Source organism: Streptomyces griseorubiginosus, from assembly GCF_017614965.1.
Classification (GTDB): Bacteria; Actinomycetota; Actinomycetes; order Streptomycetales; family Streptomycetaceae; genus Streptomyces; species Streptomyces griseorubiginosus_B.
Map to the genome: position 1 here is coordinate 1 of NZ_WVUG01000523.1, position 3,204 is coordinate 3,204.

1 rRNA gene is annotated in these 3,204 nt (G+C 57.5%); it reads right to left on the reverse strand.

The features are described 5' to 3' along the window. Window positions 1-42: 42 nt before the first annotated feature. Window positions 43-3,161: ribosomal RNA gene (locus GRC12_RS43055) — 23S ribosomal RNA — on the reverse strand. Between the last annotated feature and the right edge of the window lie 43 nt (window positions 3,162-3,204).

A 3,204-nucleotide genomic window follows, 5' to 3' on the forward strand; every position in this document is an offset into this window, starting at 1 on the left:
ACGGTCGTTGCCTCAGAACTAACACAGTGGACGCGAGCAACTGAGGACAAGCCCTCGGCCTATTAGTACCGGTCACCTCCACACGTTACCGTGCTTCCAGATCCGGCCTATCAACCCAGTCGTCTACTGGGAGCCTTACCCCATCAAGTGGGTGGGAGTCCTCATCTCGAAGCAGGCTTCCCGCTTAGATGCTTTCAGCGGTTATCCCTCCCGAACGTAGCCAACCAGCCATGCCCTTGGCAGAACAACTGGCACACCAGAGGTTCGTCCGTCCCGGTCCTCTCGTACTAGGGACAGCCCTTCTCAAGACTCCTACGCGCACAGCGGATAGGGACCGAACTGTCTCACGACGTTCTAAACCCAGCTCGCGTACCGCTTTAATGGGCGAACAGCCCAACCCTTGGGACCGACTCCAGCCCCAGGATGCGACGAGCCGACATCGAGGTGCCAAACCATCCCGTCGATATGGACTCTTGGGGAAGATCAGCCTGTTATCCCCGGGGTACCTTTTATCCGTTGAGCGACGGCGCTTCCACAAGCCACCGCCGGATCACTAGTCCCGACTTTCGTCCCTGCTCGACCCGTCGGTCTCACAGTCAAGCTCCCTTGTGCACTTACACTCAACACCTGATTGCCAACCAGGCTGAGGGAACCTTTGGGCGCCTCCGTTACCCTTTAGGAGGCAACCGCCCCAGTTAAACTACCCATCAGACACTGTCCCTGATCCGGATCACGGACCCAGGTTAGACATCCAGCACGACCAGACTGGTATTTCAACGACGACTCCCCCCGAACTGGCGTCCGGAGTTCACAGTCTCCCAGCTATCCTACACAAGCCGAACCGAACACCAATATCAAACTGTAGTAAAGGTCCCGGGGTCTTTCCGTCCTGCTGCGCGAAACGAGCATCTTTACTCGTAGTGCAATTTCACCGGGCCTATGGTTGAGACAGTCGAGAAGTCGTTACGCCATTCGTGCAGGTCGGAACTTACCCGACAAGGAATTTCGCTACCTTAGGATGGTTATAGTTACCACCGCCGTTTACTGGCGCTTAAGTTCTCAGCTTCGCCCACCCGAAAGTGAGCTAACCGGTCCCCTTAACGTTCCAGCACCGGGCAGGCGTCAGTCCGTATACATCGCCTTACGGCTTCGCACGGACCTGTGTTTTTAGTAAACAGTCGCTTCTCGCTGGTCTCTGCGGCCACCCCCAGCTCAGACCGTAAAGATCATCACCAGGTGTGGCCCCCCTTCTCCCGAAGTTACGGGGGCATTTTGCCGAGTTCCTTAACCATAGTTCACCCGAACGCCTCGGTATTCTCTACCAGACCACCTGAGTCGGTTTAGGGTACGGGCCGCCATGAAACTCGCTAGAGGCTTTTCTCGACAGCATAGGATCATCCACTTCACCACAATCGGCTCGGCATCAGGTCTCAGCCTCAAGGTGTGCGGATTTACCTACCGCACGGCCTACACCCTTACCCCGGGACAACCACCGCCCGGGATGGACTACCTTCCTGCGTCACCCCATCACTCACCTACTACCACCTTGGTCCGGCGGCTCCACCACTCCCTTTGCCCGAAGGCTCACGGGGCGGCTTCACGGCCTTAGCATCAGAAGGTTCGATGTTTGACGCTTCACAGCGGGTACCGGAATATCAACCGGTTATCCATCGACTACGCCTGTCGGCCTCGCCTTAGGTCCCGACTTACCCTGGGCAGATCAGCTTGACCCAGGAACCCTTAGTCAATCGGCGCACACGTTTCCCACGTGTGAATCGCTACTCATGCCTGCATTCTCACTCGTCAACCGTCCACAACTCGCTTACGCGGCTGCTTCACCCGGCAGACGACGCTCCCCTACCCATCACAGCGGGCGTTGGCCCTCATGCTGCAATGACACGACTTCGGCGGTACGCTTGAGCCCCGCTACATTGTCGGCGCGGAATCACTAGACCAGTGAGCTATTACGCACTCTTTCAAGGGTGGCTGCTTCTAAGCCAACCTCCTGGTTGTCTCTGCGACTCCACATCCTTTCCCACTTAGCGTACGCTTAGGGGCCTTAGACGATGCTCTGGGCTGTTTCCCTCTCGACCATGGAGCTTATCCCCCACAGTCTCACTGCCGCGCTCTCACTTACCGGCATTCGGAGTTTGGCTAAGGTCAGTAACCCGGTAGGGCCCATCGCCTATCCAGTGCTCTACCTCCGGCAAGAAACACACGACGCTGCACCTAAATGCATTTCGGGGAGAACCAGCTATCACGGAGTTTGATTGGCCTTTCACCCCTAACCACAGGTCATCCCCCAGGTTTTCAACCCTGGTGGGTTCGGTCCTCCACGAAGTCTTACCTCCGCTTCAACCTGCCCATGGCTAGATCACTCCGCTTCGGGTCTTGAGCGTGCTACTAAAGTCGCCCTCTTCGGACTCGCTTTCGCTACGGCTACCCCACCCGGGTTAACCTCGCAACACACCGCAAACTCGCAGGCTCATTCTTCAAAAGGCACGCAGTCACGAGAATGCGCAAGCGCCTTCCGACGCTCCCACGGCTTGTAGGCACACGGTTTCAGGTACTATTTCACTCCCCTCCCGGGGTACTTTTCACCATTCCCTCACGGTACTATCCGCTATCGGTCACCAGGGAATATTTAGGCTTAGCGGGTGGTCCCGCCAGATTCACACGGGATTTCTCGGGCCCCGTGCTACTTGGGTGTCTCTCAAACGAGCCGCTGACGTTTCGACTACGGGGGTCTTACCCTCTACGCCGGACCTTTCGCATGTCCTTCGCCTACATCAACGGTTTCTGACTCGTCCCACGGCCGGCAGACCATGGAAGAGAGATCCCACAACCCCCACGACGCAACCCCTGCCGGGTCTCACACGTCGTAGGTTTGGCCTCATCCGGTTTCGCTCGCCACTACTCCCGGAATCACGGTTGTTTTCTCTTCCTGCGGGTACTGAGATGTTTCACTTCCCCGCGTTCCCTCCACTTGCCCTATGTGTTCAGACAAGGGTGACAGCCCATGACGACTGCCGGGTTTCCCCATTCGGACACCCCCGGATCAAAGCCTGGTTGACGACTCCCCGGGGCCTATCGTGGCCTCCCACGTCCTTCATCGGTTCCTGGTGCCAAGGCATCCACCGTGCGCCCTTAAAAACTTGGCCACAGATGCTCGCGTCCACTGTGCAGTTCTCAAACAACGACCAG